The organism is Pseudomonas sp. BS3767 (genome assembly GCF_900099665.1).
In the GTDB taxonomy this organism is placed as follows: Bacteria; Pseudomonadota; Gammaproteobacteria; order Pseudomonadales; family Pseudomonadaceae; genus Aquipseudomonas; species Aquipseudomonas cerasi.
This window is the reverse complement of sequence record NZ_FNCX01000007.1, coordinates 93,033-118,244: the sequence shown is the minus strand read 5'-3', so window position 1 is coordinate 118,244 and position 25,212 is coordinate 93,033. Positions and strand designations below refer to the sequence as shown.

The following is a 25,212-nucleotide window of genomic DNA, read 5'->3' as shown; positions in this document are numbered from 1 at the left end:
TGCTGGCCGTACACGGCTGACTCTCCGGTCACTTGTCGCACGTCGCTCAATTTATCGACGTGCCCGCCGATAACCACGCCACAGTCTTCCGGATCGAAGGATCGAAATCCCATGCGCAACAACCAGCCCGTCACTCAACATGAGCGGACATTCCCTGCCGAACAACGACTGATTTCCACCACCGACACCCGAGGCACCATCACCTACTGCAACGATGCCTTTGTCGACATCAGTGGTTACAGCGAGGCTGAATTGATGGGTGCTGCGCATAACACCGTACGTCATCCGGACGTACCGCCTGCAGTCTTCGAGCACATGTGGACCACGCTCAAGTCCGGGCAGCCGTGGATGGGCATCGTCAAGAACCGCTGCAAGAACGGCGATCATTATTGGGTCAATGCCTACGTGACGCCGGTACTGGAAAACCGCCAGGTGGTGGGTTTCGAGTCGGTACGTATCAAGCCGACCGCCGAACAGATCCGCCGTGCCGAGGCGCTTTACACCCGCCTCAACAAGGGCAAGAGCGCCGTACCAAACCGCGACAAGTGGCTGCCGGTACTTCAGGACTGGCTGCCGTTCATTCTGGTCAGCCAACTGAGCTTCCTGATCGGCGTGTGGCTCAATTCACACTGGGGTTTTGCATTGGCTGCGGCGTTGTCGGTACCGCTCGGCCTGCTGGGGCTTTCCTGGCAGCAGCGTGGCACCAAACGCTTGTTACGCCTGGCCGAACAGACCACTTCCGACCCGTTGATCGCGCAGATGTACACTGACAGCCGTGGCCCGCAAGCGCGTCTGGAAATGTCGATCCTCAGCCAGGAAGCGCGCATGAAAACCTGCCTGACGCGTTTGCAGGACACCGCCGAACACCTCAACAGTCAGGCCCGCCAGTCCAACTCGCTGGCCAATGCCAGTTCGATCGGGCTGGAACGTCAGCGTGTGGAAACCGAGCAGGTTGCCGCCGCCATCAACCAGATGGCCGCCACCACTCAGGAAGTCGCCAATCACGTAAACCGTGCCGCTGATGCCACCCAGCAGGCCAACGAACTGACGCGTCGCGGTCGCGATATCGCCGGTGAAACCCGCGAAGCCATTCAGCGTCTGTCCACCTCGGTGGGCGAAACCGGCCTGACCGTGACCCGCCTGGCCAAGGACAGCGATGAAATCGGCGGCGTGGTCGATGTGATCAAAGGCATTGCCGACCAAACCAACCTGCTGGCGCTCAACGCCGCGATCGAAGCGGCGCGCGCCGGTGAGATGGGTCGCGGCTTTGCGGTTGTGGCAGATGAAGTGCGTCAGCTCGCGCAACGCACCGCCGAGTCCACGGGGCAGATTCATGGCCTGATCGCCAAACTGCAGCAGACCGCAACCGACGCGGTTCACACCATGGACACCGGTCGCCGTCAGGCCGAAGAAGGCGTAGCCCGGGTACTGGAGGCAGATCAGGCGCTGGTGGGCATCAGCGAGGCCGTCGCCAATATCACCGACATGACCACGCAAATCGCTACCGCCACGGAAGAGCAAAGCGCCGTGGCCGAGGAAATCAATCGCAACATCGCCACCATCGCCAGCCTGGCAGACCAGACCTCTGACGAAGCGCGTCGCTCTGCCGTATTAAGTGGTGAACTGACCGACACGGCCAACTCACAGTATTCACTGGTAGAGCGGTTTAATCGCTAAGGCCTGAGACTGTATGCCAAGCCTCGACAAACTTCGGTTGGTCGGGGCTTTTTTATGAGCGTCAATAGTGTGCACTGTTAGCCCTCTCTTCAAATCTGACAGAACTTGAGAAGCCATCTGAAGAACGTGCAGGATATTTTTTAACACCTTCAATGACAGCAATGCAGTACTTTTATCTATTGACAGTGGACGCATACTCCGATCATTTGAAATACAGTTGATGCGGTAGTTATTTATTACCCCTTACGCCAACATGCAGATCGTTTTCAGCAACGCATTGCTGTTCGGTCTGGACACCCCGGCACCGTCAATACAAGTTTAAACACAGCAGCCTACATTTCCGCCCACAACCTTGACGGCCTCGCACGCTAACGCGTGCGAGAACCTAATGATAAAGTTGAGTGAATATTCCTACGCAGGAGTGGGAATTCAGCCAAAACCTACTTTTTTACCTTCTGTAAGACTTATCTGTAGTTAATGTCCTACAGGTATTTCATACACAAAAAGCCCTGAAAGAACACCCACACCAAGCCACACCCTTTATTTACAGCATCTCTAACACTAACGAGTGATAACTCACTGTGCACATGATACCAAATGTAACTGCATAACCTCACACAAGCTTGGCGTGTCTTTGATATCGGCAGACACTTGACCTGAACACTTATGTGCCTTGTAATAATTCCGTTGCCGACAACTGCCGGCACGCACATAACAACTCAACTTAATGTCAATAAAAGAGTTTACGATGGATAAACAACAATCCACGGATGTAGCGGCGCGCACCCAAAAAGAAAAAAACACTCCCGACAGCGCGAGCACTGTTCAAGAAGCCCCACCCCACGAGAGCCGCTACCGACACGCGAGCCCTCTCCATCTTCCATCCGATATTTCCAACACGCTGAAAGCACCTGTGCTGCCTAACATCGATCCTGATTCCATCAGTCACGAACAGGCACATGCGGGCATTACCATCCATATCCCTGGGTCAGTCAAAATGTGCTGGGGTGACGAAATCCATTTCTATTGGGGTAAAAACCTGTCATCGACAACGCTTTTCCATCGGGTAGGCGAAAACAGCGTGGTACGTGTGCTGTGTATTTCCTACACTTTCACACCCTATATTCAGTACGGTCTGGTTGACCTGTATTACGAGCTTTATCGTGATCATCGCCTGATCGGCACATCGCCAGTGTTACGGGTGAACGTCAACTACGCGGTGCCTGTCACCTCCCGACAGAAACAACGCAAACGCAGGTTTACCGATCATTAACCGAAAAGCCCCCGGTGATCATTCACCGGGGGCTCTGGTGTTACTCAGGCACTGGCCTTAAGGATCAGAATGCCAGGCGTAACCCCACATTCGCTCCCCAGGGTTGCTCGATATGCCGACCTTTCATGTAATCGAAGTCTGCGTGCAGTTTCAGACGCTCGGACAGCGACACCGATACCCCGGCGCCCAGTTCGCCGCGCGAACCGAACAGGCTGTTATCGAATTTCACATCGTTGGCTTTCACCTCGTTGCGGCGCGAAAACTCCTGTGCAACGGCGACGCGCACATAAGGCTGCAATACCCCGCCGTCCTTGAGCGCGACACTGCGGCCCAGCGAGGTGCCCACCTTGCCCAATACCGATTGGGTCTGATCGTTCTTCGCTTTCATGCCGTTGTCCAGGCGCAGTTCCTGTCCCTGAACGACGACACTGGACAACTGAGCGAACGGTTCGAGAAAGTAATCGTCCGCCAGTTTGATGTGGCGGCCGAACTCTACCCAGCCCCCTACCCCGTTGTTGGTATAGTCACCCTTGGCCTTGCTTGCATCGCTCATGGCAACATCTGCCTTGTTGCGAAAGCGGTTGAGTTTGAGCACGCCGTCAACGTAGTAGCCATCGTCCGACAGCCAGGTGGCATAGGCGCCTGCATAGTAGCTGTCGACTTTACCCGTAGTACCACGGCTCAAATCGATACCGGACGTGCTGTACCCTCCCAGCACACCGACCACCAGTTGGCCGTTGCTGACCTCGACGGGCGCATCGGCCCCTAGCGACAGGCCACTTTGCTTCTGCCGATAGTCGACACCGTCACTGGTCGTGGCATTCAGCCTGTTGCCATAGGCGCGCATCCAGCCGCCCGCCCTGCCGCTAGCACGAACCTCGCCCATGCGCGAACGCAGGGTAGAGAGCTCACTCATCCAGATGGCAGGTGCCGCGCTATAAAGCGCAAGCGCGCTCTGGGTCGAGGGGCTTATGACCTTGTCTTTACCGACGATGAACCAGTCATTGCCCTGCTGTTCCAGCAAATACGAATAGGCGCCGAGGTCGACACGCCCGCCCAGCAGGCTGAATTGCGCGTCACCACCTTCGGTATGCACCACCTTGAGCGGTGCCATGTCAGCAGAGACAACCTCCACCCCCGTGTTGCGCACCCGCAACCCGAACTGACCACTGGCCTGGCCGTTGACGTCGATGAGATCTCCGACACCGTTGTCCAGATCCACGCGCAAACCAAACGTGCCGCCCCCTGACAACTCATTCAGCGAAAGTGTATGGAACCCTTCATCAGCAAACGAAACCCTCCCCCCGTGCAGGGAAAGCGACCTGACGGCATTGTCGCCCTGCATCTGCCAGTGACTGCCCGAGGTAATCGCCAGACGGTTGCCATTGACGATGTCGCCGTTCAATTGTGCGCCGTTTTGCAGCGTGATGTTCAGGGTGCTGGTGTCATCGGCGACAAGGTTGCCATTGAGGGTGCTGTTGTCGACGTTGAAGTTGACAGTGCTGTGATCTTCCACCTCCAGCAGGTTGCCATTTCCGGCCCATAGCTCGGAATGGTTTTGCACAGCAATGTCGGCCTCGATGTCGAACGTAGCGCGCTGGTTTACTTTGATAGCGGCCCCGGCCAAACCCTGGACTATCGATCGGTCAATCACAGCAACGGACTTGTTTCCGACCAGTATTCCGGCTTGGGATCCATCCACCAGATGGATTCCATTCATGTCGCCTGTCACATGACTGTTGTCGGCGATCAGCACATTGGCGCCAGAAACAAAAATCCCCTGGCCACTTTTGCTTTGCGACGCAAACCCGCGCACATCGGTATTGAAAATACTCAGCGCCCCCCACAACCCGACTGAAATACCGTCGCCCGATCCCGATACATCGCTTGAATGAGCCGATACCGTGGAGCCAGGGTTGATAGAGCCCATCACTCCATGAAGAACGATGCCGCTACCTGTCGCGTTTTTCACGGTAGCGTTGGAGAGATTACCCAGCGCATCGGAAAGGCTGATACCGCTCTCAACCACGCCGGACTGAATATTGACCGTAGCGTCTCTCACGACCACCTGGTCTGCTCGCCCACCGACAATATTAAGAACACTTTGATAACCAATGTGATAAGAATCGAAAGGAGTATCAGGACCTACGGTAATGATTTCAGCCCGTCTAACGGTTTCATCTGGCAACTCTTCATCCGGCCACAATCCGGTGACTGCTGCAGTGTCTAAAGGCAGACCATTATTATCGCCCGATGCCGCTGCCGACGCCTGTACATTAGCGAGAGCGCCAAAGGCAATCACGGCAAGTTGAAACGCGCCACCCCGCGACTTAACGACGTTACTTTTTCTACTAGACACCGTCCATCTCCTCGTTTTTTTGAGAGTGGAAAGATAGCTTACTTAATTCATAAACCCTGGCCCTGTTCAATACCCAAAACGTAGGAGCCTTCCCAAAATAATATAAGAAGTTTCTTACAGCGAGCATCCAAATGGGCGCCAAGCAAAAAACTCTCAAACTAATTAAATAATCCCCATACAACCACTTGACCAGCCCACCAAAACCCTATTACGTCCAATTTTGACTGAGAACATCATTGGCTCTTTCGCCAAGTACCAACCAAAAAAATCTCATTCAGAAACACGTTCGAAAAAAGTAGGAAATCCCCTACAAAATTTTAATGATAAGGCCTCTACACATGAAAAATTGCTCAAACAATTATCTCCCAACACCTGTTTCAATTTCCGGAAACAGGCATAGAAACTTGAATCTTGTATTGGCCGCACCCGATATTGCAGGCGCATTTCATGATCAGGATACGCCAGGGCTCATACCGGTCGCTGAGGCATCACAACCGTTGACGGTCGATCTCGTTGTATGGCCAGCGGCACTTCCTGGTTACACATATCAACTGCTGTTCAACAGTATCGCGACTGGCCCCCAAAAACTGATTCTGCCCTCACATGCACCAGGAGACCCCCTGCACTTGGAGATCCCGGCCGAGCTGTTGCTGGAAGGTTTCCACGATGTCGCGTACGTCGTTGTCAATCCGATCAATCAGGTAGAACAGAGATCGGAAATTTTCCGGATTCAGATCGACCGGACAGCGCCAGGCGCTCCGGAGCTTGCTGCCATACAGTTCCCAGCCGAGATCCAGAATGGTCTGACTGCCGCCGAGCTCGATCAACTGGGTGGCCAACTTGATGTGCAGATTCCCGGCTACACCGGTATGGCCAAGCATGACCGCATTCTGACCAGGTGGGGAGATATCGTAGGCCCCACTGCCGTCGTCAACGAAACCGACATGGGTCTGGACAAGGTCTCGGTCACTTTTACACGAGCGTTTCTGCAAACGTTGGGGGAGGAAGAAAAGCAGGTGTGTTACCAGGTCATCGACCGTGCAGGAAACCCTTCAATCCTCTCGAACACTGTAGCGGTGAAATTAAGGCTGAACGACTTGCCTTCTGATTATCCGGCACCTGTCATTGATCAAGCGGTAGGCGATCTGATTGATTATCTGGAAGCTCAGGCCGGAGTATTGGTCGACATCCCCCATTATCCAGGCGCGGCGGCGCTTGATAGCATCCAGCTATTCTGGGGCACCAATAATCCCTTGACCCCTGTCTTCGTTGCACCTGGCGACGAAAATGAAGCCGTCATACTCACGTTGAAACTGCCATTTGAGGCCATTGCCCAAGGTCCGCAAGGCGACACCGCGGTTCATTATGAAGTGTTTCGCAACGGCGAACTGACCGGCACATCGCTGGACACCCACATAGACGTTTTTACAACACTTCCCTTCCCCACCCCCTTGAACAATTTGACGATACAAGGGACGAGCGTACAAAACCCGAACACCCAGGACAACTTCATCGACGAAGACGATTACGAGTTGAACGGCAGAGGCGTAGTGCTCTGGAATACGGGATTCGAAATCAATGATGATTTGAACCTGTACTGGGGCAATCAGGTAAAAACGCAGTGGTATCAAATACGGTCTAGCGACGTTGCAGCGGCAAGAGACTTGATTATTCCGATTGATAACGAGCTGATGAAGTTGCAAGGCACCGGCGAGGCCATTCCGGTGTACTTCACAGTCACGCGTACAGGAAACCCAAACAGTATGACGAGTCCGACTCAGCCTGTAACAGTACGGTCTCGAGAAGAGCAACCCGGTGGCGAAAACGGATTGACCGGGCCCACGTTCAATCTCACGTCCAACGGAGTGCTGGGGCCCAATGAAAATCCAGACGGTGCCGATGTAAAAGTCTCACCTTATGTAAATATTGCCGAGGGCCAGAAGATCACCTTCACGTTCAAGGGTTTTGACGACTTCAACAATCCCATCGAAGCCGCTACTTATGTGACGACTCGTAAGCTCGATGAAGTGGATGTTGTGCAAGGGCATGTATTCAAGGTCCCTCAGATCAACACACTGCTTATTTGCACCGGGTTTGCGGAGGCGAGTTATACCGTCGACCCTGTCGAAGGCAGCAATCAAAGTCCGGCAACCTCCACGGTCACTCGCGTCATCGTGCATATGCTTAAACCTACCGACTTTACCTGTCTGAGTCGCTAAACCGTTGCGGGCTCACCAGGCCCGCAACTTTTACACGTAGAAGGAACGCCCATGTATAACCTTGCGACTGAAAAAAAAGAAAACGTGCTGACTTCGCCAGTCATCGCAGCCGCCTTGAACGGTGGACTATTACCCGTCGACAGTTTGAACACGCCCCTCGAAGTGCTGTTGAACGTCTGGCAAGGCGCGCGCCCCGGCTATACCTATCAGCTGTACTTCGATGGAGTGCTTATTGGTCTCAAGAAAGAGATACTGCTTTCGCAGATGCCAGGTGACGATCTCATGCTGCACATTCCATCCGAGCTGTTGACGGAAGGCCGTCACTCGGTGGCTTACGCGGTCGAAAACCCGATCAATATGGTCGTCGAGTTTTCTGCCGAGACAGTTGTAATCGTAGACCTTACCCCGCCTGGCGATCCGCTGCTGGCCCCCATCATTTTTCCCACGCAGGTACAGAACGGTCTGACCTCAGAAGAACTGCAAACCATGGGTAACGTGCTTTCAGGGACGATTGCCAGCTACAACGGCATGCAGGAGGGCGATGTTGTCCGCACCTACTGGAATGATCTGCCCGGTCCGATGGCGGTGGTGAGCAGTGATGACGTGGGTCTTAAACGAACAATGGTCGACTTCGCCAGGCCGTTTCTGGAGTTGATCGGTGACATTGAGGCGCCGGTCTACTACACGATTACAGATCTGGCAGGGAATCTGTCCATGGCCTCGGAGTCGGTGGACGTGAAGCTGCAACTCGCGCAAGCAACGCCCCTGCCCACCCCAACCATAAAAGAAGCCATCGGCACCATACTCGACCCGGCCAACGCTTCATCCGGTGCAACCGTGGTGATCGACGCCACCGCCAACCTGAAAGCCGGCGATCAGGTGATCGTGCAATGGCAAGGGCCGAACGGCAGTGACACCCAGGAAAAGACCCTGTCGAGCGCAGAAGCCGGCAAGACGCTGGAGATGCTGTTTGCGTTTGCTCTGGTAACGGCAAACGCCGGGCAGACGGTGGCGATTTCTTATGTGGTCAATCGCGTCAACGGTCTGGTGCAGGTATCCGGCATGCTGGCCTTGCAGATTCTGGCAGCGCAGCCCGAGTTGCTGCTGGACACCTCGCCGGTCACGCTGGCTGGCAAGGTGTATCTGCTTCCGGGCTCGCCGGACCTGTTGCCGAACTTCCCGTCCGATACCACCCTTCTGCGTCAGGCCAGTGGCGGACAGGCACCCTATCAGTACGCTTCGAGCGACCCGCTGGTCGCGAAAGTGGACAGCAATGGCCTGACCTCGGTTCGAGGCAACGGCACAGCCACCATTACGGCGACCGATGCTTCGGGCGCGAGTAAAAGCTACCTAATCACCGTCACCGGCGTCATCCATTGCATCGGTCTGGGCAGCGGCAGCTTTTCTCAGATCAGCAAAAATGCGGGCAACAACAGCGCGAGGATTCCGACCATTCACGAACTGGTGGAGATCTACAACCTGTACGGCAATCGCTGGCCGATGGGCAACGGCAACTATTGGTCGTCGACTGTTTCAAGCGCCGGCATCGGCGGATGGAACTGGTATTACGTGAAAAACATGGTCACTGGCGGCAACTTCAAACTGAAGAGTCACAATTCCAGTCTCGGCGTAGGCATCAGATGACCGATTGCTGAACCCATTGTTCATCCGGCAGGGCGTTGCGCTAAAGGCGTAACGCCCTGTCACCGTTTTCAGGAGTTTCCCAGGGCCAGCCCATGCACCGTCCGACTCCCTCACACCAACGCTGCGTTCAACCTGCAACCCATGAAGGCCGCTTTGCCGCGAGCATCAACTCACAGCCTTTCAGGACGTCCTCACTGACAGGTCGGCTGACGCTGAGATCGGAGCTGGAACAGTCCCCCGCTCAGTGGATATGGCAGGTCATCGCCGACGGCAAGGTGGGTAAAATGCGAACCACCATCGGCCTGCCTTGCCGGTGACTCAGACGCGCAGGAACCCGGCAATCTCTCTCGCGGACTCAGCCAGGCAGTGCTCATGGCTGATACCCGCGACCTTCAGGGGTTTGAGGTCGTGATTGGCAGTCGGCAACCAGTGCAGCCGAATGGCACTCGACAATGCATAGCCTTCTACGGCTTCGCGATTGCCTAGCGCGTCGCGTTCGCCCTGCACGATCAGTGTGGGTGTCTTAAGGTCGGCCAGATGCGCCACGCGTGGTTTTTCAGGCTTGCCCACGGCGTAGAACGGATACCCTAGACACACCAGCGCATCGACCTCAAGCTCATCGGCGATCAGGCTGGCCATCCGCCCGCCCATTGATTTGCCGCCGACCGCCAGACGCCCGCGGATGTGAGCACGCACACAGGCGAACACCTCTCTCCAGCATTCCAGCAATTGTGCCTGTGGATTGGGTGGACGCTTGCTGCCGCCCCGACGCCGCTGCGCCATATAAGGAAACTCGAAGCGCAGGACGCTGATACCTTGCGCCGCCAGATCAGCCGCCATGCGGTTCATGAAGTCGCTGTCCATCGGTGCACCTGCACCATGCGCCAGCAACAGGGTCGGCGCGTCCAGCGCACCCGCAAGTTGCGCGGGCGTCCACAGCCAGCCTCTTTCACTGACCAGCTGCAGCCATTGATCCTGACCGATACCGGGCTTAAAGCCGTTGCTCATGTTTGCCTCATTCAGGTGGGTCGCAAAGTAGCCCATCACTATAGCGGCGAACCGGGTCGCGAATCCCGTACGAATCGCGAGCGCACGGCGCATCAAGACGCCCCGCCCCGTCGGACAGCCGCCATTCAGGTCTGCCCGGGTACTCTGTCAAGGTGCACTAGGTAAAGTACCCAGGCGATGAGCGCCCCAAACCTGACACCGCCGGGCGGTTTCATTGACGGCACTGGCCTCGCACACTGCAACAACACCGCTGAGTCGGTCACCAGAGTCATATGCCTGCTCAGGCCGATTTGCTGGGCAATGACAGGTGTTACTGCCGACTGAACATACGTGACAGTCTTTGCGCGGGTCCTGATCAACTCGTCTGTACGCGAAGGTCGCCACCGCTGTGTTCCAGTCCAGCGGCGATGCGTGAACTCCGCACCCTGCAACGGGGTGCGGAATACTCGCTGACGCATTGCGCAGCATCTTTTCGTACAGAACCTGCGACTTCCCACACCCCCTGTTTCAACGCTAAACTCGTGACACGCGTCTGCCGCAGCCCTTTGACGCTCATTGATGTGCCTGTCTGTTCCTGCCCCTGCCTCTTCGGTGTGCTTCGATGCGATTGCCAGCGCTGCATCGCCCTGGCCCGATTACGTCTGCGGTAACCCTCTGAATCGTGGAAGTCTGCAATGAGCACAACAATCAGTCCTACAACCTACAACTACACCGTGGTGCGCCAGTTTGCCATCATGGCTGTGGTCTGGGGTGTGGTCGGCATGAGCCTGGGCGTGTTCATTGCTTCGCAACTGGTCTGGCCAGGGCTGAACCTGGAACTTGAATGGACCACCTTCGGACGCCTGCGCCCGCTGCACACCAATCTGGTGATCTTTGCCTTCGGCGGCTGCGCGCTGTTCGCCACCTCTTATTACGTGGTGCAACGCACTTGCCAGACGCGGCTGATTTCCGATGGTCTGGCGGCCTTCACCTTCTGGGGCTGGCAGGCCGTGATCGTCGGCGCCATCGTGACCCTGCCGATGGGCTACACCACCACCAAGGAATATGCCGAGCTCGAATGGCCGGTGGCGATTCTGCTGGCCATCGTCTGGGCCGCCTACGCTGCAGTGTTTTTCGGCACCATCGTCAAACGCCGCACCCGGCATATCTACGTCGCCAACTGGTTCTACGGCGCGTTCATCGTGGTGACCGGCATGCTGCACATCGTCAACCATATCTCGTTGCCGGTCAGCCTGTTCAAATCCTATTCGGCCTACGCTGGCGCGACCGACGCCATGATCCAGTGGTGGTACGGACACAATGCCGTCGGTTTTTTCCTGACCACCGGTTTTCTCGGCATGATGTATTACTTCGTGCCCAAGCAGGCCGAGCGCCCGGTCTACTCCTATCGTTTATCCATCGTGCATTTCTGGGCATTGATCACCCTGTATATCTGGGCCGGTCCGCACCATCTGCACTACACCGCGCTGCCGGACTGGGCGCAGTCGCTGGGCATGGTCATGTCGATCATTCTGCTGGTGCCCAGCTGGGGCGGGATGATCAACGGCATGATGACGCTGTCGGGCGCGTGGCATAAGTTGCGGACCGATTCGATACTGCGCTTTCTGGTGGTCTCGCTGGCGTTCTATGGCATGTCGACCTTCGAAGGCCCGATGATGGCAATCAAGACCGTCAACTCGCTTTCGCACTACACGGACTGGACCATCGGCCATGTCCACGCCGGGGCGCTGGGCTGGGTCGCGATGATTACCATCGGATCGATCTACCACATGATTCCGAAACTCTATGCCCGACCGCATATGTACAGCGTCAGCCTGATCAACACACACTTCTGGCTCGCGACCGTCGGCACCGTGCTTTACATCACCTCGATGTGGGTCAATGGCATCACCCAGGGCCTGATGTGGCGCGCGGTGAACGACGATGGCACGTTGACCTATTCCTTCATCGAAACCATGCAGGCCAGCCACCTGGGCTATATCGTGCGGGCCATCGGCGGCGCGATTTTCACCAGCGGTATGTTGCTGATGGCCTACAACGTCGTGCGTACGATACGTGCCTCGGACCCGCAGGCGGCCGAGGCGGCCACCCGCATCGCAGTCGCGGGGGCGCATTGATGAAGCATGATGCGCTGGAAAAAAACATCGGCCTGCTGGCCTTCTTCATGGTGATTGCCGTGAGCATCGGCGGACTGACGCAGATCGTCCCGCTGTTTTTTCAGGACGTGACCAACCAGCCTATCGAGGGCATGAAGCCACGCAGCGCGCTTGAGGTGGAAGGCCGTGATGTATTCATCGCCAACGGCTGCGTCGGTTGCCACTCGCAGATGATCCGACCGCTGCGCGCCGAAACCGAGCGCTACGGGCATTACTCGGTGGCAGGCGAAAGCGTCTGGGATCATCCTTTCCTGTGGGGCTCCAAACGCACCGGGCCGGACCTGGCACGGATCGGCGGTCGTTACTCGGACGAGTGGCACCGTGTACACCTGAACAACCCGCGCGACCTGGTCCCGACCTCGATCATGCCGGCTTATCCGTTTCTGGCCGAGAAGACCATCGACAGCACGCAGACTGCGAAAAAGCTGCAGGTGCTGCGTACCCTCGGCACCCCTTACACCGACACGGATATCGCCGGTGCGGCGGCTGCGGTGCAGGGCAAGACCGAAATGGACGCGCTGGTGGCCTATCTGCAAGGCCTTGGCACGCTCATCAAGAGCAAACGGTGATCATGATGGACATCGGAATGATTCGAGGCCTTGGCACACTGGTCGTGATGGTGGCGTTCATCGGCCTGATGCTGTGGGTGTTCAGCCCTGCCCGCAAGGCAGACTTCGACGACGCGACTCTGCTGCCTTTCGCGGATGACCCCGAGGCCATCGGCAAGGTCGAGCGCGCCAGAGCTGAACGGGGAGACCAACCATGAGTACCTTCTGGAGCCTGTACGTCGCGGTCCTGACCCTGGGCACCATCATCGCCATGCTCTGGCTGCTGCTGTCCACGCGCAAAGGTCAGCCCGACGAACCGACAGATGAAACCGTCGGCCACACGTTCGACGGTATCGAGGAATACGACAACCCATTGCCCAGATGGTGGTTCTACCTGTTTCTGGCGACCATCGTCTTTGCGCTGGGCTATCTGCTCCTGTACCCGGGACTGGGCAACTGGCAGGGTTTGCTGCCGGGTTATGAATACCGGGACCAAGACAGCAAGACGCAATTCGCCGACGGCCAGCAAGGCTGGACCAGTGTCCACGAATGGGAGCGGGAAGTGGCAAACGCCGAAGCCCGCTACGGGCCGCTGTTTGCCAGGTACGCCGCCATGCCCGTCGAGGAAGTGGCCAAAGATCCGCAGGCGTTGAAAATCGGTGCACGCCTGTTTGCCTCCAACTGCTCGGTCTGCCACGGCTCTGACGCGAAAGGTGCCTACGGCTTCCCCAACCTGACCGATGCCGACTGGCGTTGGGGAGGCGATGCCCAGGCGATCAAGACCTCCATCCTCGCCGGGCGTATGGGCGTGATGCCGGCTCTGGGCAGCGTGCTCGGCGAACAGGGTGTTCGCGATGTGGCGGCCTACGTGCTGACGCAGCTGGACGCCCGCCCGCTACCGGAGGATGCGAAAGCTGACCCGGTGGCCGGACAAAAGACCTTCGCCAGCCTGTGCGTTGCCTGTCATGGGCCAGAGGGCAAGGGAATGCCGATTCTCGGCGCGCCGGACCTGACCCACCCCAACGCGTTTATCTACGGTTCCAGCTTCGCGCAGTTGCAGCAGACCATTCGTGATGGCCGCCAGGGCCAGATGCCTGCTCAGCAGGCACTGCAAGGCAATGACCGGGTTCACATTCTGGCTGCCTATGTTTACAGCCTGTCGCGTCAGGAGAAACCGGCAGAGCCCAAGTGATGTTGTTTTGCCGATAGCAAAACCTGGCATCGTGATAGCGCAAAAAACTACGACTGCCATCAGCGACAGATCAAGGCTTGGGACTGCATCTCATCCGCATGCCGTTCAACGCAGAATCGTCATCGCTACCCTGATAGATTTCGACGCGGGTTTCAAAGCCGGTGGCAACCATTCCGGTGGGGCAACGGTAAGTTTTCCTCCAGACACCATAGTTTGTGTCGTAAGGTGCAGCTATATACTGACCTCCTTCACAGACGAGCCTGACGGAGTCCACCGCAGTGTCGTCACCGTTTCCTTGATGAGCCTCCATTTTCAACTGAAACCCGTCCACAGCTTTGCCTGAAGGACAGCGAACGATCGCGGTCCAGTCTCCCCAGCCCGCTTCCTCGCTCCTTAATACCTGATTATTATTGCAATACATAACGATCGCGTTGATGGCTGTATCGTCACTGTTACCTTGCCACTTTTCCGCTTTGACCTGAAAACCATTTATATGCTGCGTCTCTGAACAAGATGCCGTGCCCCCCCAGCGCCCCCAAAGCCCTGCATTGTCATATTCGTCAACGGGAGGAACAGCAACGGACAGTTTCAACGGCAACGCACCCAAATATTGAGCGGCTTGCGGATTATTGTTCTTAACGAGCCAAACCTGAAAAAGACTAGAACTTTCATTGACATCAACAATGAGAAAAGTTTCTTCAGTTGCCGAGCCACTCAGAAAAACAGGCACCCCATCATAAGTGCTGGAGTAGCGTCCAGCGCTGGCGTGGAAGTGGCCCGCAAAGATAGCTGAAACATCGTAGAGCTTTAGTAAGTTACGGAACCGAGTCAATATTTCTCTCGTGCGCGAGTTAGGGGAATACGTCCATTCAGCCGGATCATGCATGCCGATAATAACGAATTTCCTCTGAGCCCTTGCATCTATCAGCACACGCTCCAGCCAACCATTTTCGACAGGTGACTGGATATCAAACTCATACTTTGACCTGACCAGCGGTGTGCCTAAGGAATAAAACCAGTTGATATAAGAAGGCTCCAGATTCAATTGAATATACCGTACCCTACCCAAATCTTTATAGTAAGCAAAGCTTCCGGAATATCGCTTGGTTGGAGGAAGACCACCGCCATTATCCAGACTGTAATCCATATTATTACCGCCCATCCGGCCAATGAGGTCGTTCATACTGTCTCTGGCGCAGCCGTTGTTTTGGCAGTTACCCACATTGTTCTTATAATCATGATTACCCAGTCCAAAATACCAATTCGTCGACAATATTGAATCCAGTGTCCCGTACAAAAATGCCCTTTCATCGCCATGGCCAAACGCCGTCATGTCTCCGTTTATGATGACCGGGTTATTGCCTGTCCCGCCCATGGCTCCGGCACGCCATTTTTGTATCGCAGAATATTGATTTCTGATGAGGTCTTCAGTACTGACCTCGTTAACCGAGGAACGGGATGGCAGTAGGACGTCCTGCGATTGCTGGTGCGGCAAAGCGCCCAGACTGTCCTCTATGTTTTTTTTATCCTTTGACCAAGGGTATTGAGGGTCAGAAGCAAATATAATATGCCTTATTATGCCCTTCGGCCCGACCGCGCTCGCCACAGCGTCTGGGCTTTCATTTTTCACATCACTAACGCACCCGCACATCAATAACAATGTGCTGAACAACGCACAAGGAAAAAGCCTGTAGTTAGACATATCAAAACCCTCATGAAAACTAAAACCCCAGAACCAAAACACGGACAGAGAGCGTTACTCAGAGCATTTCGGCTGTACTCATTATTACAAACATCTGCTAAAACTCTACTATCAGAACTGATAGGTCGGCTATTAGATACCGATGGCAGTTCTTTGAGTGACAAACGGCACGACGTTTAATAAGTAGCCCAGTCATAGGGGCTGCTTATTACTCCACGCCTACGTGACGGGCTTCGGTAATAAATTTTGCATTTTTACAATCTGAAATACCAAGAGAAGCTGGCGACGCGCACTGACGCGCATGCAGATAAGCACTGCATACGCCGTAGTCAGCAAAGCTGACCCATATGCTGCGTCAGGAACCATCAGACCAAGTGGATTTTTAGCATCGGGATACCAGGCAAGCAGTGCGCGGTAGTAATTTGCGTCACTGCACGCATTGTAGTTACATCTCTACACGCTTAGAATTGCTCATTATGACAACGATGTGTCTGCCCATTCCAGAGGTCGCTTTCATGACAACAACCCTCTCAAGCCGCGAATTCAACCAAGACACCAGCGGGGCCAAGAAAGCGGCTAACGAAGGTCCGGTGTTCATTACCGACCGCGGCCGCCCGGCCCATGTGCTGCTTTGCATCGAGGATTACCTGAAGCTGACCGGCAGTGCGGCAAGCATCGCCGACATGCTGATAATGCCCACTGACATCGATATCGAGTTCGAGCCTCAGCGCGCCGTGATCACGCCCCGACAGGTTGACCTGTCCTGATGTTCCTGCTCGACACCGACGTGGTGTCCGAACTCAGAAAACGCAACGCCGATGCGAACGTGCTCCGTTGGTCGCGAACACAGATGGCCTCCAGCCTGTTCATCTCGTCCATCACGATTCTTGAGCTCGAAACAGGTATCCTGCGTATCGAACGCCGCGACCCGGCACAGGGCGCAGCATTGCGAATGTGGCTTGAGCAGCATGTAATGAAGGCGTTCGCCGGACGTATCCTGACAGTCGACACTCAGGTCGCAAGGCGCTGCGCGCAATTGCACGTTCCCGACCCGCGCAGCGAAAGCGATGCGCTGATCGCCGCCACTGCGCTGGTGCATGGCATGACCGTGGTCACACGCAACACAATGGACTTTCAGTCGTGCGGGGTCGCGCTGCTCAATCCCTGGGTCAGCCAGTTGAATGAAGAAGCGGCCGTTTATTCACGTGCATCACGTTGAACGCGGGTGTGAACCTGCCAGACCTTTATAGGCCGGGGCCAGGCCACCGCCGCTGGACTCATCGATGACCAAGCAGATTCCAGTACACGACATCACCCCGGCATCCGAAATAAACGGCGAATTCACCGACCTCTACGCTTCGCGCGAGAAAATCCAGACCCGCGCGTTCAAGGGTCTGTTTCGAAATGTGCGGATGCTCGGCGGCGCCCTGTTGCTGCTTATCTTCTTCGGCACGGTCTGGCTGAATCGAAGCGGGCATCAGGCGGTCTGGTGGAACCTGCCGGAACGCAAGTTCTACATCTTCGGCGCGACGTTCTGGCCACAGGATTTCATCCTCTTGTCCGGCATTCTGATCGTTGCAGCGTTCGGGCTGTTCTTCATCACCGTTTATGCCGGCCGGGTCTGGTGTGGCTATACCTGCCCGCAGAGTGTCTGGACCTGGATCTTCATGTGGTGCGAGAAAGTCACTGAAGGCGACCGCAACCAGCGTATCAGGCTCGACCATGCCCCGATGAGTGCCGGCAAACTGCTGCGCAAGTTCGCCAAGCACAGCCTGTGGCTGCTGATCGGGCTTGCCACCGGCATGACCTTCGTCGGGTATTTCTCACCCATCCGCGCGCTGTGCGTGGATCTGTTCACGGGCCAGGCGGATGGCTGGGCCTATTTCTGGGTCGGTTTCTTTACCCTGGCCACTTACCTGAATGCCGGCTGGCTGCGCGAACAGGTATGCATTTACATGTGCCCCTATGCGCGATTCCAGAGCGTGATGTTCGACAAGGACACACTGATCATCTCCTACGACCAGAATCGTGGCGAAGCCCGAGGCCCGCGCAAGAAGGAGGCTGATCCTCATGCACTGGGGCTGGGTGACTGTATCGACTGCACGATGTGCGTGCAGGTCTGCCCGACCGGCATCGACATTCGTGACGGCCTGCAGGTGGAGTGCATCAGCTGTGCGGCGTGCGTCGATGCCTGCGATACGGTCATGGACAAGATGGACTACCCTCGCGGCCTGATTCGCTACACCACCGAACACAATCTGTCCGGGCAACGCACCCGCACTCTGCGCCCACGTCTGGTCGGTTATGCGCTGGTCCTGCTGCTGATGATTGCGCTGCTGACGGCTGCTTTCTGCATGCGCACGCTGGTGGGTCTGGAGGTCAGCAAGGACCGCATGCTGTTCCGGGAAAACGCCGAAGGCCGGATCGAAAACGTCTACAGCCTGAAAGTGATGAACAAGGATCAGGTGGACCACACCTATGTGCTGCAGGCCAGCGGCCTGCCCGACCTGAGACTGCAGGGCCGTCGGGAAATCAGTGTCCCGGCGGGCGAAATCGTCAGCCTGCCGGTGGAGCTGTCCAGTGCGCCGGAAAAACTGCCGTCGCACAGCAACGAGGTAACCTTTACCCTCAAGGACATCGACAGCGATACTCAGGTCGAGACCCAAAGCCGCTTCCTCGGCCCACCCATTCGTTAAGAGCACCGTCATGCCCGCTGCGACTGCTGCAAGCCCCTGGTACCGGCACCTCTGGCCATGGATCATCATCGCCATCCTCACCGGTTCGGTGACCTTGAGCCTGTCGATGGTGTTCATCGCCGTGACCCACCCGGATCCGCTGGTCACCGATAACTATTACGAGGCCGGCAAAGGCATCAATCGCTCGTTGAATCGCGAAGTGCTCGCCCAGACCCTCAAACTGCACGCGCGCCTGCACCTGGATGAGCTGACCGGAGAAGTCGGGCTGGACCTGAGCGGCAACAGCAACCCGGAGCGTCTGGAACTCAACCTCATTTCGCCCACGCGCCCTGCCAGTGATCGCCGGGTGTTCCTGACCCGCAGCCCGTCGGAACCGGGCCGTTACATCGGTCAGTTGCAGGACAAGGTCGATGGTCGGCGTTTTGTGGAACTGCTGGGTGTCGAAGGCGAGCAGACCTGGCGCCTCTTCGAGGAGGAACAGATCGGCACTGACGACGTGACCCTGGGTGACGAGCCCCTGCAAGCCGCGCAACGCCGGAAAGACTGAGCGTGGCCAAGCCCTCCTCTCCTGCTCCGCTGCACTGCTACCACTGCGGCTTATCGGTTCCAGCGGGCAGCCATTTCAACGCGGTAGTGCTCGGTGCCACCCGACAGCTGTGCTGCCCCGGTTGTCAGGCAGTGACCGAGGCCATCGTCGCCAGCGGTCTGGACAACTATTACCGCCATCGCAGTGAAACCTCGGCCAACCCGGAAAGCCTGCCCAGCCAATCGTTCGAGGAACTGGTGCTCTACGACCGCACCGACGTACAGGCGCCCTTCGTGCGCCACGACGGCGACCTTTCAGAAGCCACCCTGCTTGTCGAAGGCATCAGTTGCGCGGCCTGCGGCTGGCTGATCGAGCAACGCTTGGGGCGGCTGCCAGCAGTGGCCGAAGCGCGCCTGAATCTGTCCACTCATCGCCTGCTGGTACGCTGGCACCCCGACCAGCTTGCGCTCAGCCAATTGCTGAGCGAGCTGCACGCGATTGGCTATGTCGCCCATCCATGGCAGGCCGACCGCGCAGCCGAACGCCTGGCGCGTGACAATCGTCTGGCGTTGCGACAACTGGGCGTAGCCGGCCTGCTGTGGTTTCAGGCCATGATGGCCACCATGGCCACCTGGCCGGAATTCAATATCGACCTCAGCCCGCAGATGCACACCATTCTGCGCTGGGTGGCGCTGTTTCTGACCACGCCGATCGTCTTCTACAGTTGCGCGCCATTCTTTCGCGGTGCCTTGCGCGACCTGCGCAGCCGTCACCTGACAATGGATGTCTCGGTGTCGCTGGCAATAGGCGCGGCCTACGCCGCGGGGATCTGGACCGCCGTCACCGGCGCTGGCGAGCTGTATTTCGATGCCGTCGGCATGTTTGCACTGTTCCTGCTGGCAGGACGTTACCTGGAACGCCGCGCCCGCGAGCGCACGGCAGCGGCCACGGCCCAACTGGTCAACGTGCTGCCCGCCTCATGCCTGCGCCTCAGCGACGACGGCCAGAGCCAGCGCATCATGCTCAGCGAACTGCACTTGGCCGATCGGGTGCTGGTACAGCCCGGTGCAGTGATACCGGCCGATGGCAAAATCCTTGAGGGTCGCTCCAGTATCGATGAATCGCTGTTGACCGGCGAATACTTGCCACAGATGCGCAGAGTGGGCGATGCGGTCACCGCAGGAACGCTGAATGTCGAAAGCCCACTGACCGTTGCCGTGACGGCGCTGGGCCACGAAACCCGTCTTTCGGCCATTGTCCGGCTGCTCGAACGCGCGCAGGCAGAAAAGCCCCGACTCGCGCAGATTGCCGACCGGGCGGCACAGACCTTTCTGCTGTTTTCGCTGATCGCGGCCGCACTGATCGGGGTGATCTGGTGGCAGCTGGACGCATCGCGCGCATTCTGGATCGTCCTGGCCATGCTCGTCGCCACCTGCCCCTGCGCACTCTCGTTGGCGACACCGACCGCCTTGACTGCGGCGACCGGCACGCTGCACAAACTCGGCCTGCTGCTGACCCGGGGTCATGTGCTCGAAGGCCTCAACCAGATCGACACGGTCATCTTCGACAAGACCGGCACTCTGACCGAAGGACGCCTGACGTTGCGCAGCATTCACCCATTGCGCGAGCTGGACGCCAATCGCTGCCTGGAACTGGCGGCGGCCCTGGAAAACCGCTCCGAGCACCCCATCGCCCGCGCGTTCGGTCGAGCACCAAAGGCTGCCGAAGAGGTGCTCAGCACACCGGGATTGGGGCTGGAAGGTCGTGTTGACGGGCATCTGCTGCGCATCGGCGAGGCGGCATTCGTCTGCGCGCTGAGCGGTGCTGAAACACCCTTGCCAACCGGGCGTTGCGGCCAATGGCTGTTGCTGGGCGATACGCAGGGCCCTCTCGCATGGCTGGTGCTGGACGACCGACTGCGCGAGGATGCCGACATCCTGTTACAGGCATGCCGGTCGCGAGGCTGGAAAACGCTGCTGTTGTCAGGCGACAGCTCACCGATGGTTGACAGCGTCGCGCAGGCGCTGGGCATCGACGAGGCGCGTGGCGGCCTGCGCCCGGACGATAAGCTGGAGGTGCTGCGCCGGCTTCAGGCTCAGGGGCGCAAGGTGCTGATGATCGGTGACGGGGTGAACGACGTACCGGTCATGGCAGCAGCCGACATCAGTGTGGCGATGGGCTCGGCCACCGACCTCGCCAAAACCAGCGCTGACGCAGTGCTGCTGTGCAACCGCCTCCCGGTGCTGATCGACGCGCTGAATCTGGCCCGACGCACGCGTAGCGTCATTATCGAAAACCTGCTCTGGGCCGGTCTGTACAATGGCCTCATGCTGCCCTTCGCGGCCCTGGGCTGGATCACTCCGGTGTGGGCGGCGATCGGCATGTCGATCAGTTCACTGACGGTAGTGCTCAACGCCTTGCGCCTGACCCGCCTGCCGCGTCGTGCCCTTGCCCCCCAATCTGCACCGGAGGTTTCATGCCCGCCCTTTACATCATGATCCCTGCCGCTCTGCTGCTGGTGAGCGTGGCGATCTACGTGTTCTTCTGGGCAGTGGACAGCGGTCAGTACGACGACATGGAAGGTCCGGCACACAGCATCTTGTTCGATGACACGCCGCCTGTGGAGCATGTCCCGCCTGAGTCTCCGCAGTCGGGCCCGGACGAGAAACGCGATGTTTGAACTCGCCTCGATGCTGTTCTCGGCGTTCATTCTCGGGCTGCTGGGCGGTGGTCACTGCCTGGGCATGTGCGGTGGCCTGATGGGCGCCCTGACGCTGGCCATCCCCAAGGAACAGCGCAGTCGCCGGTTTCGTTTGCTGCTGGCCTACAACCTGGGGCGCATTCTCAGTTACGCCGCAGCTGGCCTGTGTTCCGGACTGGTCGGCTGGGCGGTGGCACAAAGTCCGCTGGCGACGGGCTTGCGCATCGTCGCTGCCGTATTGCTGATCATGATGGGGCTGTACCTGGCCGGCTGGTGGAGCGGGCTCACTTATATAGAACGTCTCGGCCGAGGCCTGTGGCGCTATTTGCAACCCTTGGCCAGTCGACTGTTGCCGGTGTCCAGTGTGCCGCGCGCCGTGATGCTCGGTGCGCTGTGGGGCTGGCTGCCTTGCGGGCTGGTCTACAGCGCCCTGCTGTGGGCCGCCAGTCAGGGCAACCCTCTCGACAGCGCGCTGCTGATGCTGGCCTTCGGGCTGGGCACCTGGCCGGTTCTGCTGGCCACCGGTCTGGCTGCCGAGCGCACCACGGTCTTGTTACGCAAGCGTGGTGTGCGCATGGCGGGAGGTTTGCTGGTGATGGTCTTCGGTATCTGGACCTTGCCAGGCCCCCACCAGCACTGGCTGATGGGGCACTGACGCTGGCAGCTCTTGCCACTTGATCCACATCAACGCCGCCCCCCGGCCTCCTGCGTATGCTCGCGACATCGCCAGCCAGACCGGGAAACGCGCGCATGTTTGACGCCATTCGTTGGGATTCAGACCTGATCCATCGTTACGATGTGGCGGGGCCGCGCTATACGTCCTATCCGACTGCAGCGCAGTTCGATACCCAAGTGGGCGCCTTCGACCTGCTGCATGCGCTGCGCGAAAGCCGCAAGGCATCACGTCCGTTGTCGCTTTACGTGCATCTGCCCTTCTGCGCGAACATTTGCTACTACTGCGCCTGCAACAAAGTCATCACCAAGGACCGCGGACGGGCTCAGGCCTACCTGAAACGGCTCGAACACGAGATGCGAATGCTCGCCTGTCACCTGGCGCACGATCAGGTGGTAGAGCAACTGCACCTGGGCGGTGGTACGCCGACCTTTCTCAGTCACGACGAACTGCGCCGCTTGATGGCGCAACTGCGCTCACACTTCAACCTGCTGGACGACGATTCCGGCGACTATGGCATCGAGATTGATCCTCGCGAAGCGGACTGGTCGACGATGGGAATGCTGCGCGAGCTGGGTTTCAACCGGGTCAGCCTGGGCGTGCAGGACCTTGACCCGACGGTGCAGCGGGCGATCAACCGCATGCAAAGCCTGGAAGAGACCCGCGCGATAGTCGAAGCGGCGCGCACGCTGCAATTTCGTTCGGTGAATATTGATCTGATCTACGGCCTGCCCGCACAGAACCCGCAGACTTTCAGCCACACCGTGGACAAGGTCATCGATCTGCAGCCCGATCGGTTGTCGGTGTTCAACTATGCGCATCTGCCCGAGCGCTTCATGCCGCAGCGGCGCATCGACGCTGCGGATCTGCCGGATGCAGCGAGCAAACTGCTGATGCTGGAGCGCACCGTCGAGCAATTGGGCAACGCCGGTTATCGCTACATCGGCATGGACCATTTCGCCCTGCCCGACGACGACCTGGCCATCGCTCAGGAAGACCTGACCCTGCAACGCAACTTTCAGGGCTATACCACGCACGGTCACTGCGACCTGATCGGCCTGGGTGTCTCGGCCATCAGTCAGGTCGGTGAGCTGTACAGCCAGAACAGCAGCGACCTGAGCGAGTATCTGAGGCTGCTGGACAGCGACCAGCCCGCAACTCGACGTGGACTGATCTGCCACGATGACGACCGCATCAGGCGCGCCATCATTCAGCAATTGATCTGCGGCTTCACCCTGGATTTCGGCGAGATCGAGAAGACCTTTTGCATCGATTTCAGGGACTATTTCAGCGAAGCGTGGCCGCAACTGCTCGGCATGGCCAGCGACGGGCTGATTTCGCTGAGTGAGACGGGCATTGAAGTCAGACCGGCAGGCCGACTGCTGGTACGCGCAGTGTGCATGGTCTTCGATGCTTACCTGACCCGGCACAACAGACAGCAGTTCTCCCGAGTGATATGACCCGCGTCCAGGCTCTACATTTTGGCCAGAACCAGCATCCCCGCCTTGGTCTTGTCGGCGTCACTGGAGCCCAGGCCGTTCATGAGCGACGACATATCGGCCGTGGAATTGCTCACCTGCGCCTGCAACGTGCTGAGCACGGTCTGCAGTGCCGCGGCCTTGGTCCGTCGCTCCTCGGGGCTCAGGCTGGGGTCATTCAGGGCCTTCTGGATCTGCTCCATGGTTTCCTCGATCCTGCGCTGAAGCTCGCGAATCGCCTTGAGGATCTTCTGCACGGAAGCAGGCAGGCCGCTCTGCTCGATATCGGCGTTTTTGGAGGACGATGAAGCAGCCGCCTTGCCTTCTGCGGACAAATTGACCTGTATGCCCTTTGTCTCGCTTGCAGATGTCTCGGCAGTGCTTTGCTCGGCATAACTGTAGGTGGTCTGCGAGGTCGCAGTCCGTATCGTAATGCTGTTGATCAACGGGAGTGTCGTTGACATGCCAAGGCATCCTGATGTGGCTGAAGGAATACAGGGTTATCGGCAGACAGTCTGCGACCTTGATGACTGCGAAAGATTTGCGGGCTGGCCCCGACAAGCACGGGTGAGTTACCCTTACAGCTTATGTGTGATTTCCCACAAGGAATTAAGTGATGTCCGAGCCAGTCAAGTCGCGCGCTCAAACCCAGGCTCATTGCAAGGATTGCAGTCTCGCGCCGTTGTGCCTGCCCCTTTCGTTGAATACCGAAGACATGGACTGCCTTGACCAGATCGTCAAACGCGGCCGCCCCCTGAAAAAAGGCGAGTTTCTGTTTCGTCAGGGGGACACCTTCGAGTCGGTCTACGCGGTGCGTTCCGGGGCACTGAAAACCTTCAATATCAGTGACAGCGGTGAAGAACAGCTCACCGGCTTTCACCTGCCCAGCGAACTGGTGGGCATGTCAGGCATGGACGCCGAGGCTTACCCGGTCTCGGCGCAGGCACTGGAAACCACATCGGTCTGCGAGATCCCTTTCGAGCGTCTGGACGAACTGTCCGTGAAACTGCCGCAGCTGCGTCGGCAGTTGATGCGCGTCATGAGCCGTGAGATCCGCGACGATCAGCAAATGATGCTGCTGCTCTCGAAAAAGACCGCCGATGAGCGTATCGCCACCTTTCTGATCAATCTGTCTGCACGCTTCCGCGCCAGAGGCTTTTCGGCCAATCAGTTCCGACTGAGCATGTCGCGCAATGAAATCGGTAATCACCTGGGTCTGGCAGTCGAGACGGTGTCCCGTGTATTCACCCGGTTCCAGCAAAATCAGCTGATTTCTGCCGAGGGCAAAGAGATTCACATCCTCGCCCCCATCGAGCTGTGTGCGCTGGCTGGCGGGTCGATGCAAAGCTGAAACGTGCGA

21 protein-coding genes are annotated in these 25,212 nt (G+C 57.8%); 17 read left to right on the top strand and 4 right to left on the bottom strand.

Translation table 11 applies throughout. The features are described 5' to 3' along the window. Positions 1-111: 111 nt before the first annotated feature. Entirely contained in the window at positions 112-1,677 is a 1,566-nt protein-coding gene (locus BLR16_RS19635) for a methyl-accepting chemotaxis protein (protein WP_074808719.1), read from the top strand. A gap of 748 nt (positions 1,678-2,425) precedes the next feature. Beyond that, the gene (locus BLR16_RS19630) at positions 2,426-2,950 is read left to right on the top strand and encodes a hypothetical protein (RefSeq protein ID WP_161437909.1); all 525 of its coding nucleotides are present in this window, start codon (positions 2,426-2,428) and stop codon (positions 2,948-2,950) included. A gap of 64 nt (positions 2,951-3,014) precedes the next feature. Here BLR16_RS19630 and BLR16_RS19625 read toward each other — a convergent pair whose 3' ends face one another. Beyond that, positions 3,015-4,880, bottom strand: a complete 1,866-nt coding sequence (locus BLR16_RS19625) for an autotransporter outer membrane beta-barrel domain-containing protein (protein ID WP_003436167.1) — start codon at positions 4,878-4,880, stop codon at positions 3,015-3,017. Between the two features lie 767 nt (positions 4,881-5,647). Here BLR16_RS19625 and BLR16_RS19615 point away from each other — a divergent pair. Both BLR16_RS19615 and BLR16_RS19610 read left to right on the top strand, forming a co-directional pair. Continuing rightward, positions 5,648-7,528: a hypothetical protein gene (locus tag BLR16_RS19615; RefSeq protein ID WP_054081574.1), complete on the top strand. Its 1,881-nt coding sequence runs from the start codon at positions 5,648-5,650 to the stop codon at positions 7,526-7,528. A 51-nt stretch (positions 7,529-7,579) separates the two neighbouring features. Further along, entirely contained in the window at positions 7,580-9,172 is a 1,593-nt protein-coding gene (locus tag BLR16_RS19610) for an Ig-like domain-containing protein (protein WP_054081573.1), read from the top strand. 318 nt (positions 9,173-9,490) lie between these two features. On the opposite strand, the gene BLR16_RS19600 is transcribed toward BLR16_RS19610, so the two are convergent. Continuing rightward, a complete protein-coding gene (locus BLR16_RS19600; RefSeq protein WP_058397974.1) occupies positions 9,491-10,180 on the bottom strand; it encodes an alpha/beta family hydrolase in 690 nt (229 codons plus the stop codon). A 674-nt stretch (positions 10,181-10,854) separates the two neighbouring features. On the opposite strand from BLR16_RS19600, the gene ccoN reads away from it, so the two are divergent. Genes ccoN through ccoP form a run of 4 tightly spaced genes read left to right on the top strand, consistent with a single transcriptional unit; the run spans position 10,855 to position 14,076 of the window. Beyond that, positions 10,855-12,297: a cytochrome-c oxidase, cbb3-type subunit I gene (ccoN, locus tag BLR16_RS19590; RefSeq protein ID WP_003370235.1), complete on the top strand. Its 1,443-nt coding sequence runs from the start codon at positions 10,855-10,857 to the stop codon at positions 12,295-12,297. Then, positions 12,297-12,905 (top strand): cytochrome-c oxidase, cbb3-type subunit II, encoded by a 609-nt coding sequence (gene ccoO, locus BLR16_RS19585; protein ID WP_003370233.1) that lies wholly within the window; start codon positions 12,297-12,299, stop codon positions 12,903-12,905. Before ccoN ends, ccoO begins: the two co-directional genes overlap by 1 nt. A 5-nt stretch (positions 12,906-12,910) precedes the next feature. Next, positions 12,911-13,102, top strand: coding sequence for a CcoQ/FixQ family Cbb3-type cytochrome c oxidase assembly chaperone (locus BLR16_RS19580; RefSeq protein WP_003436156.1), 192 nt, complete (start codon positions 12,911-12,913; stop codon positions 13,100-13,102). Then, positions 13,099-14,076 carry a cytochrome-c oxidase, cbb3-type subunit III gene (gene ccoP, locus BLR16_RS19575; RefSeq protein ID WP_003436155.1) on the top strand — a complete coding sequence of 326 codons (978 nt, stop codon included), beginning with the start codon at positions 13,099-13,101 and terminating at the stop codon, positions 14,074-14,076. Before BLR16_RS19580 ends, ccoP begins: the two co-directional genes overlap by 4 nt. Positions 14,077-14,146: 70 nt before the next feature. On the opposite strand, the gene BLR16_RS19570 is transcribed toward ccoP, so the two are convergent. Further along, the gene (locus BLR16_RS19570) at positions 14,147-15,778 is read right to left on the bottom strand and encodes a metallophosphoesterase (protein WP_074808712.1); all 1,632 of its coding nucleotides are present in this window, start codon (positions 15,776-15,778) and stop codon (positions 14,147-14,149) included. 515 nt (positions 15,779-16,293) lie between these two features. Between BLR16_RS19570 and BLR16_RS19565 the strand changes: the two genes are divergently transcribed. The 8 genes from BLR16_RS19565 (at position 16,294) to hemN (ending at position 23,834) form a co-directional block, all read left to right on the top strand. Continuing rightward, the gene (locus BLR16_RS19565) at positions 16,294-16,545 is read left to right on the top strand and encodes a type II toxin-antitoxin system prevent-host-death family antitoxin (protein ID WP_002554250.1); all 252 of its coding nucleotides are present in this window, start codon (positions 16,294-16,296) and stop codon (positions 16,543-16,545) included. After that, positions 16,545-16,997: a type II toxin-antitoxin system VapC family toxin gene (locus tag BLR16_RS19560; protein ID WP_003436144.1), complete on the top strand. Its 453-nt coding sequence runs from the start codon at positions 16,545-16,547 to the stop codon at positions 16,995-16,997. Before BLR16_RS19565 ends, BLR16_RS19560 begins: the two co-directional genes overlap by 1 nt. Before the next feature lie 64 nt (positions 16,998-17,061). Next, positions 17,062-18,474, top strand: coding sequence for a cytochrome c oxidase accessory protein CcoG (ccoG, locus tag BLR16_RS19555; protein ID WP_054081570.1), 1,413 nt, complete (start codon positions 17,062-17,064; stop codon positions 18,472-18,474). Between the two features lie 10 nt (positions 18,475-18,484). Further along, positions 18,485-19,021, top strand: a complete 537-nt coding sequence (locus BLR16_RS19550) for a FixH family protein (protein WP_054081569.1) — start codon at positions 18,485-18,487, stop codon at positions 19,019-19,021. Positions 19,022-19,023: 2 nt separating this feature from the next. After that, a complete protein-coding gene (locus BLR16_RS19545; RefSeq protein WP_058397979.1) occupies positions 19,024-21,498 on the top strand; it encodes a heavy metal translocating P-type ATPase in 2,475 nt (824 codons plus the stop codon). Then, positions 21,477-21,680, top strand: coding sequence for a cbb3-type cytochrome oxidase assembly protein CcoS (ccoS, locus tag BLR16_RS19540; protein ID WP_058397980.1), 204 nt, complete (start codon positions 21,477-21,479; stop codon positions 21,678-21,680). Before BLR16_RS19545 ends, ccoS begins: the two co-directional genes overlap by 22 nt. Further along, positions 21,673-22,356, top strand: a complete 684-nt coding sequence (locus BLR16_RS19535) for a sulfite exporter TauE/SafE family protein (protein WP_044309019.1) — start codon at positions 21,673-21,675, stop codon at positions 22,354-22,356. Before ccoS ends, BLR16_RS19535 begins: the two co-directional genes overlap by 8 nt. Before the next feature lie 95 nt (positions 22,357-22,451). Then, a complete protein-coding gene (hemN, locus tag BLR16_RS19530; protein WP_060708030.1) occupies positions 22,452-23,834 on the top strand; it encodes an oxygen-independent coproporphyrinogen III oxidase in 1,383 nt (460 codons plus the stop codon). 14 nt (positions 23,835-23,848) lie between these two features. Here hemN and BLR16_RS19525 read toward each other — a convergent pair whose 3' ends face one another. Next, entirely contained in the window at positions 23,849-24,316 is a 468-nt protein-coding gene (locus tag BLR16_RS19525; RefSeq protein ID WP_003436132.1) for a hypothetical protein, read from the bottom strand. Between the two features lie 152 nt (positions 24,317-24,468). Here BLR16_RS19525 and fnr point away from each other — a divergent pair, with 152 nt between their 5' ends. Further along, positions 24,469-25,203, top strand: a complete 735-nt coding sequence (fnr, locus tag BLR16_RS19520) for a fumarate/nitrate reduction transcriptional regulator Fnr (protein ID WP_003370208.1) — start codon at positions 24,469-24,471, stop codon at positions 25,201-25,203. Positions 25,204-25,212: the final 9 nt, after the last annotated feature.